Genomic DNA, 8,291 nt, shown 5'->3' with positions numbered 1-8,291 from the left:
GACCTGATAGCACCGTCAATATTTTCCCCAATACTCGCTGCTGTTCTTCGAGATTACTACTTCCTTTTTTATCTAATATCTCCCAATAGATTGGCATGGCTCTCTTGTCGTAAATTAGACTCACCATCAAGATATTTATTGTTCCCCAACTCGTCTGGTCTATGGCAATATATACTAATCCTTTTATTGTGAACCTCTCCTGCTGTTTTAACATCTCTTTTAGGCAGGGAAACCAGATTTTTTCAATGTTCAGGATTTCCAGCTTTAAAAATCTTTTTAGTTTTTTTCTCCGACTCTCAAACAGGATTGGTATTGGCAGTGCTTCTGCTAATATCTCTAACTTAGCTTGCTTTAGTATTTGCAAGGTTCCAACTATCATTAACAACAGTAGATATCTGGCTCGTCCCAGTTCATTTTCTAACACTTTCTGGTATAGTTCACTTATCATTTTCGTTATCTAGGTTATATTTACTATATATGACTTATCTTTTTTTTGAGTCTGTATCTGTATTCCATGCTACATAAGCTTTTTAGCTTGCTTGTCCCCCTGTCAGCCTGATCTCAGTTTAAAAGGAGCGTTATTATGAAAACAGATTTGCGATTCGACGAGTTGACGATGCTCAATTTATTCAAAAAATCCGAGAAACCAGCGTCATCTTTTTAATCTATGTTACAGGGAAATGATCGGCGATCGCACTATAGTTTTAACAAAACACATTCTTAACTCTCAAAAAGGCAAAGTTTTATATCAATTCGACTGAATGAGATTATCAGACTCGTATTTTACAAAGTATAATGACAGATGAGGGGTGTCCGTATGGGGTCTTCTGCATTTTAATTTAGAGGTTACTCTTGATTATGCGTGACAGCAAGGTTCTGCGGCATCCCTCCTTGTGGGGTGTCTGTATTGGGTCGGCTGTATCTAAATTTTAGAGGTTACTCTTGAGTTTTGCGTGACGGCATTGTGTCCTACGGCCCCCTCATAATATTTTATGAGTTGTGTATATTGGTTTCAGAAAAGTTCAAGCTTTTCTCCAAGGAATATAGTTCTGTTTTAATGTCGTCGTCAAAATTGGCACGTTTCCAGCTTTCTTTGTATGATTTAAGGATAGTCTTTTTTGAGTAGTCGTCTAACTTTGCTCCTTTAAAGTAAGCATCTGTGAGATTGGCGGCAGTGAAGTTTGCTCCTTGAAGTCTTGCCCCCTCAAAGTGAGCCGATTGTAGGCGGGCTTGGTGAAATTCTGCCCCGCGCAGATCCGCTTCTTTAAACGTTGCTGAAACAAGAATACTGTTGTGAAACTTAGCTTCTCGGCAGCGAGCTTTATTGAGTCTAGCTTCTGTCAGATCACACCTTGAGATTTCTGCCTTGTAAAGGCAAGCTTTCATTCCACGTAGTTTGGGGATTTTACTATTGTTTAAATTGGCATATCTCATTTTGGCAAAGGCAATATCTACATTAACACCACTAAAATCAAGGTTTTGAAAATTAAGACGAAACAAAGCAGTTCGAGAAAGATTTAGATTAAGCTTTAGATGTTTTAAGCAGGGTTTGTTGCTGTTCACACTTTTGATTTCATTCAATTTGATGCGGATTGCTTTTTCCAAGACACGAGTTAAAGATTCTTGAATAGCTGGCTCACGACAGACACTTTTCTTTAAATTGACAGATACTATTGTCAAAATATCATCTAAGAATCTTAAATGATTGGGTTGCAAAAAATTCAACAATGCACTTGCGTTACTAGCTTGCAGCGATAGTGACTCTTCACCAAGTCCCACCACAATACTATTGTACTGCTCGTCTAGTTGACGTTCTTTGTCTTTAGTGTCCTTGTCTCGTTGGGCTTTCTTCTCTTTTTGATAATTTGATATCAAACTAAAAAGCGCGATTAAGATCGTCCCACATTGAACAAACAATGGCGTGAAAGTTACAATAAGTGATCTATCATTTTCTGATTTTAACTTACGAATTTCTTCTATGGATTTACAACGCTCCAAATCAGCTTTCTTTATCTTTAATAAAGACTCGGACGAACAATTTATTTCTGCTAAAGCATTTAAAAATCCAAAAGGCTGCAACACAAAAAACAATACACCAATCATAAAAAGGAGTCTTTTGATGGGTTGCTTTTTGGAGATTTTTTCTTGCATTGTATCTTTCTCTGGAGAATTTAAATTTTATTCCGACAAATACCCCTCTCATGTCACTCAAGGATATTTTGACGAGATGAAAGCTATTCAGCCAACGAGCAATCAAAATTTTAATCTAGTTTGACAAAAGAGAGGTATCTAAATAAATGATGTTCTGGAGCAATTGTCATCCTTTAGTGAATACCGAAAATTTTGAATAACAAGAGCTTTTTTATTCTCAATCAGGCAGATTTTGACAGCTTGCCAACATTGATATTCCAGCCACACCAGCACCGCCACGTTTGATGCTTGAGTCAATCAATTCCTGTGCTTGTCTCAAACAGGCCGCGCGACGACCAGTAGGAACTGTTTGTCCTTGTCGTGTTGAAGGATAATTCTGCTGAGGAGTTGAACGGGGTGGTGTACCTCGAAGACAGGGCATACCGTCAAGGGCAGGACTAACTCCTTGTATGACTTTTTGATTGCCGACACAATACATACTCGCTTGAGCCATTACTGGTATTTGTGAAGGAACTAGACCAACGAGAAACACACTCAATAGAGCTAATCCACTTACTTTGGAGAACCTCATAAATCACCTCACTTACAAAACTTGTCAGAAGCAACTTTTGTAGGGATAGAATCTTGTCTATATGCGCTAACTAAATACAACAGAGTACACTTCTTATAGTACCGCTCAGAAACACTTAATAACCATAAAGAAGTCCTTAAGTTTTCTTAAACTGGCCAAAACAGTCATTATTCCCTCTTGCCCTAACACCAAAACCCATTCTCCGTACCCATGAGCAACCTAAAATACGCGGCTCTTCGGGACTTGGTATGGTTCGATAGGGGGGCATAAATCGACTAAATCCTTATCTGGCAAGAGATTTAATTGATTAGTTCGTTCTAGAGCAAAAACAATTGGCAAAAATCGAAACAATGTTTTTCTATATAAGGGTTTCATCCCTTATAACCCCCGTCCATTGCATAACACAAACCGAAGAACCGTATTACACTAATAACCAGTAACTGATTCTGTTATAATAAAAAGCGTAGTCGTTATGAGTTGCATTTACGGTTATGACTGTCGAGAATTTAGTCGTTATTGGTTCGGGACCCGCGGGATATACGGCGGCAATTTATGCGGCGCGTGCGAACTTAAAACCCTTGATGTTTGAGGGTTTCCAAGCGGGAGGCATTCCGGGGGGACAACTGATGACCACCACAGAAGTAGAAAATTTCCCCGGTTTTCCCGAAGGAATCACCGGTCCGAAGCTGATGGAAAGAATGAAGGAACAGGCCGAAAGATGGGGGACCCAATGCTATACCGAAGATGTTATCTCGGTGGATTTAAGTCAGCGTCCTTTTACCATTCGTTCCACGGACCGGGAAGTGAAGGCTAATAGTATTATTATCGCCACGGGAGCCACTGCCAAACGCTTAGGATTACCCAGCGAGGCCCAATTCTGGAGTAACGGCATTTCCGCTTGTGCTATCTGTGACGGTGCTACACCGATATTTAGAGAGGAAAACCTGGCCGTCATTGGTGGCGGTGACTCGGCGGCAGAAGAAGCCGTATATTTAACTAAATACGGCTCTCACGTCCATTTATTAATTCGCGGGGAAGCGATGCGTGCCTCGAAAGCAATGCAGGACCGGGTGTTAAATAATCCGAAAGTTACCGTTCATTTTCACACCCAAGCACTGGATGTATTCGGTACAGACAGTAAAATGGCAGGATTACGCATTAAAAACTCGCAAACGGGAGAAATCAGTGAATTAGCCGTTAGAGGGTTATTTTATGCCGTCGGTCACACTCCCAATACTTCCCTATTCCAAGGACAACTAGAATTAGACGAGGTGGGTTATGTGAAAGTCAAACCGGGGACTGTTGCTACCAGCGTCGAGGGGGTTTTTGCCGCAGGAGACGTACAGGACCACGAATACCGTCAGGCCATCACCGCCGCAGGTACGGGGTGTATGGCGGCGTTATTGGCAGAAAGATGGTTATCGGAGCATAATTTAATCCAAGAATACCGTCAATCAGCCACTTCTGAACATTACGAGACGAAAACCGTTAGCGAAACCCCGGCCGATACGGAGGAAACTTTTGATATTAACAAAACCCGTCACGTTGGGGGTTATGCTTTGCGGAAATTATTCCACGACGGCGATCGCTTGTTAATGGTAAAATATGTTTCTCCCACCTGTGGCCCCTGTAAAACCCTGAAACCGATTTTAGATAAAGTGGTCGATGAGTACGATGGCAAAATTTATTTTGTGGAAATTGACATCGAAGCTGACCCGGAAATTGCCAAAATGGGTCAAGTAACTGGGACTCCCACGGTACAATTCTTTAAGGACCGGGAATTAGTCAAGGAAATGCGCGGAGTCAAACAAAAAAGCGATTTTCGTCAAGTAATTGAAAGTTATCAATAATCAGTTATCAGTTATCAGTTATCAGATGTGAGTTTTTAGTTTACTGTTTACTGAAAAAGCTCCCCACACCCCACACCCCACACCCTATGCTAGAGGCTTTACAATTTGATTTTATGCGCCATGCGATTGCCGCAGGAATATTAGTTAGTATTGCCTGTGGGATTGTGGGTACTTTGGTAGTAGTTAATCGCGTGGTTTTTATCAGTGGAGGAATCGCTCACGCTGCCTATGGAGGGATAGGAATCGGTTATTTTTTTGGGATTAATCCCCTGGTGGGGGCGATATTTTTTACCTTTTTTTCGGCTTTAGGCATGGGGTTTTTACAGCGTCGCATCCGGGAGAGAGCTGATACTTTAATCGGGGTGATGTGGGCGATTGGTATGGCGATTGGGGTAATTTTTATTGATTTAACCCCCGGTTATAAAGCTGATTTGATGAGTTATCTTTTTGGTAGTATTTTAACTGTACCGAGGGATGATTTATGGATAATGGCGGGCATAGATATATTAATTATAGCCTTAGTTAGTATCTTTTATAAGGAGTTGTTAGCCATATCTTTTGATGAAACCTTTGCGATTATTCGTAATATTCCCGTGGAGGTAATTTATTTAGGTTTAATGGGAATAACCGCTTTAACTATTGTGGCAGTAATGCAGGTGGTAGGATTAATTATGGTAATTGCTTTGTTAACTATTCCTGCGGCTATCAGTGGACAATTTGTTAAAAATATGAAGGGAATGATGGTCCTAGCGATTATCTTAGGAATTGTCTTTACTTTGGTTGGTTTATGGTTATCCTATAGTTTAAATCTCACCTCGGGGGCGACAATTATTTTAGTGGCAGGATTGGGTTATTTAATCAGTCTTGCTTGGAAACCTTTCATCCTCACTATCACCAGAAAAATAGCTAATCTTTAAAGCTCTCCCCTAGTTGTGGTGATATAGCATTTATCTTAATAGTGAGGTATGAGGTTTTTATTTTGGGAAGACAGGAGCCGGTCGTTAATACCAAGTTAGGTTATACTTCATCTTTATGATAAACGCCGTAATTTAAAGAAAAAATACCAAATCCGTGTTAATCGCAATGATGATGAAATCCCGAAAGATATACTGTGACTAGATTTATCAAAAGTTTTGCCCGGCGGATTTGGTAAAATCAAGTAATTAATCGAGTTCATCAAACAAAAGTTCCTCTAGAATCGGTCCCATACCGTCATCATCGGGGGAAACTAATTCAACTTTCCCTTCCCCATCACCGACAGCTAAGAATAACAAAGGAGCAAGGGGACTGTAAATCGAGTATTTTTGGTCTTCGGAAAAGAAACTGGCGAGAAATTGCAATTCTTCCGGCTCTGATGACGAGGAAGGTTCATCGCTATCGATTTCTAAACTGAGAACATTATCTTCTTCTAGGGGAGGTAATTCACCACTAACGGTTAAGGTGTGAGCAGTGGGTTTGAGCAATAGGTCTAATTCGGCTAAAACTGCCTTAGCATCGGCGAAAATCCGCTCAATTTCCTCACTATCTTCGATTAAGAAGGCATCAGATTCTTCTTCCTCCGATTCCTCATCCCAAGCTAGAATCATCACCGGGGTATCCACGGGGACAAGAAGCATATAGGTAAGGTCATCGGTTTCATAGGCATTCTCAATATAACAGTCTAGCGATCGACCTTGCTCATCCCAAAGGGTTATGACATCCGCTTCTTCGAGTTCGTTTTCTTGAAAATTAAATTGAGGGGACATAGGCTCTCAAACGCTAATGATTGAATCAGAATATCATGAGATGCTCCTCAATCAAGCCAAGAATTCCGGTGCAAATGTTGAAAACCCTGTACATCAGTTAAATTGTATTGTAGGGGCGTGATGGTGATAAAATTCTCGCCAATAGCGCGCACATCCGTAGGCACTTGCGGGGGTAAATGGCTGTAGTCCGGTTGTTCGATATCCTCCACCACTTCCCCAATTAACCAGTAATAACTTTTACCCCTGGGGTCCAGTCTTTTCTCGAAGGTTTCCTCGTAGCGTCGCAATCCCTGCCTAGTGATTTTCACTCCCTTGATTTCGGCACTACTAACCGGAGGGACGTTGACATTGAGTAAAGTGGGAACAGGAAAAGGGTTAAGGGTAACTTTTCTGACTAAAGTGAGGGCAAAATCTGCAGCTGGTTGGAAATCACAAGCTTTAAAACTGGCCAGACTAACAGCAATACTGGGAATACCTTCGATTAATCCCTCCATGGCCGCGGAAACCGTGCCAGAATAGAGGATATCAGTACCGAGATTAGACCCGTGGTTAATGCCGGCTAAAACTAAATCGGGAGGCTCTTTGAGGACGGCACTAAGGGCAAATTTTACCGAATCGGCGGGGGTTCCCGAGCAGGACCAGGCAATCACCTCGGGATGAAAAATTCCTTCCACCTGTTCGGCCCGGATGGGATGGTGTAAGGTTAGGCCATGACCGGTGGCAGAGCGCTCGCCGTCGGGACAAACTACGGTGACTTGATGACCGGCGGCAGCGAGGGTGTTGGCAAGGGTGCGGACTCCTAGCGCGGAAATACCGTCATCGTTACTGATAAGTAATTTTAAAGAGCGATCGCTAGTCATGGGAAATTTCTGCTCTACTGCGCCGGCTAGTGGTATAATGTAATGGTATTTTATCGTGGGTACGTAGCTCAGAGGATAGAGCACCAGGTTCCGGTCCTGGGTGTCGGGGGTTCGACTCCCTCCGTACTCGTTCAGTAATGTAGGGTTGATTCATGAATCAACCCTACCCGTTGGGGGTAGGAGTGCCTTTCTTGATATGTAGCCTCTACTCAAGGGATTGAGTATTACTTGCGATTTTATTGCTCAATCCAAGTTTTTGGGGGGTTCTACCCCCCAAACCCCCCGTTGGGGGCGTGGCGCCGCCCCCAAACCCCCCGCGCATTAGTTTTTCGGTGGGATGCTTACACGCGGCTGCTGATACATCTGTAATAATTTAAGAGTCACTCTTGCAAGTGGAGTGACTCTCCTGATATGTAGCCTCTACTCAAGGGATTTATTCTGATTGAAGAATTGGCGTTATTTTAGCTTCTATTTTCCAGTCAAGGGACAGGTTTTGGGGTTTATGGGGTTTTAGTTCAATTTCCCCACTTCCCAATTCATAATTCATAATTCCCCTACAGGTTTTGATAAGCTTTGAGGGTGGCAGTTTTGACGCTTTCGGGGACGAGGGGAAAGGTAGTTAATATATGTTGAAATTCTGTTAGTGTTAATTCATACAAGTGGGCAATTATTGCATCTAATTTCGCTCTAATTGCCATTCTTTCTGCTTCTTCTGTTACTCCATTTTTATGGGAACCTATCCCCACTTCTTTCGCTAATTGATCAAATTCTTCTGTAGTACAAATCAATTTTGCTGCATTTTCTACTATCTCCTGAAAGTATTTATCTCCCTCTTTTAGTCGGGGGATAGGTAGCTGATAGATGTAGAAAAAATTTATATTAGCAGATACCCGATGACGAAGGGAATAATCTAGCACAAAACTATTCCAGATAGCAACCAAGAATAAACATTCTTTATTGTTGGTTGCACGATTAACTGGAGTTTAGACTAAAAAATCAGACTGTAAAGTCTAGTCTGATAATTAGAACGCATAAAAAAAAGACTTAGCTTGTCAGAAAAGCTAAAAATAATGCTAATTTATTCATTAGGGGCTTTAATCTGCCTCTTTTTTGT

The 8,291-nt window shown here is 41.7% G+C and carries 6 protein-coding genes, 1 tRNA gene and 3 pseudogenes; 3 read left to right on the top strand and 7 right to left on the bottom strand.

Translation table 11 applies throughout. The annotated features are described in order from the left end of the window. The 4 genes and pseudogenes from O9323_RS16925 to O9323_RS22760 all read right to left on the bottom strand — a co-directional run. A pseudogene (locus O9323_RS16925) lies at window positions 1-424 on the bottom strand (IS4 family transposase); the annotation flags it as partial. 566 nt (window positions 425-990) lie between these two features. Continuing rightward, complete coding sequence (locus O9323_RS16920; RefSeq protein ID WP_002755418.1) at window positions 991-2,151, bottom strand: pentapeptide repeat-containing protein; 1,161 nt, start codon at window positions 2,149-2,151, stop codon at window positions 991-993. A gap of 217 nt (window positions 2,152-2,368) precedes the next feature. Then, window positions 2,369-2,644 (bottom strand): hypothetical protein, encoded by a 276-nt coding sequence (locus O9323_RS16915; protein WP_223210869.1) that lies wholly within the window; start codon window positions 2,642-2,644, stop codon window positions 2,369-2,371. Window positions 2,645-2,941: 297 nt separating this feature from the next. After that, window positions 2,942-3,122: pseudogene (locus tag O9323_RS22760) on the bottom strand (hypothetical protein). A gap of 91 nt (window positions 3,123-3,213) precedes the next feature. Here O9323_RS22760 and trxB point away from each other — a divergent pair. Both trxB and O9323_RS16905 read left to right on the top strand, forming a co-directional pair. Beyond that, complete coding sequence (trxB, locus tag O9323_RS16910) at window positions 3,214-4,572, top strand: thioredoxin-disulfide reductase (protein ID WP_287231203.1); 1,359 nt, start codon at window positions 3,214-3,216, stop codon at window positions 4,570-4,572. An 86-nt stretch (window positions 4,573-4,658) separates the two neighbouring features. Continuing rightward, a complete protein-coding gene (locus O9323_RS16905; protein WP_016516149.1) occupies window positions 4,659-5,489 on the top strand; it encodes a metal ABC transporter permease in 831 nt (276 codons plus the stop codon). Window positions 5,490-5,735: 246 nt separating this feature from the next. On the opposite strand, the gene O9323_RS16900 is transcribed toward O9323_RS16905, so the two are convergent. Both O9323_RS16900 and surE read right to left on the bottom strand, forming a co-directional pair. Then, a complete protein-coding gene (locus tag O9323_RS16900; RefSeq protein WP_002792790.1) occupies window positions 5,736-6,317 on the bottom strand; it encodes a DUF3727 domain-containing protein in 582 nt (193 codons plus the stop codon). A gap of 47 nt (window positions 6,318-6,364) precedes the next feature. Further along, on the bottom strand, window positions 6,365-7,177 hold the full coding sequence (surE, locus tag O9323_RS16895) for a 5'/3'-nucleotidase SurE (RefSeq protein ID WP_002755425.1): 813 nt from the start codon (window positions 7,175-7,177) through the stop codon (window positions 6,365-6,367). Between the two features lie 57 nt (window positions 7,178-7,234). Here surE and O9323_RS16890 point away from each other — a divergent pair. Continuing rightward, window positions 7,235-7,307 (top strand) — tRNA-Arg (locus O9323_RS16890). A gap of 424 nt (window positions 7,308-7,731) precedes the next feature. Here O9323_RS16890 and O9323_RS16885 read toward each other — a convergent pair. Beyond that, window positions 7,732-8,112, bottom strand: a pseudogene (locus O9323_RS16885) (Eco57I restriction-modification methylase domain-containing protein); the annotation flags it as partial. Between the last annotated feature and the right edge of the window lie 179 nt (window positions 8,113-8,291).

It is taken from the genome of Microcystis sp. LE19-131.1A (genome assembly GCF_027532015.1).
Classification (GTDB): Bacteria; Cyanobacteriota; Cyanobacteriia; order Cyanobacteriales; family Microcystaceae; genus Microcystis; species Microcystis ichthyoblabe_A.
Note: the sequence above shows the minus strand (reverse complement) of the source record. Positions and strands in the feature narration are given on the sequence as shown.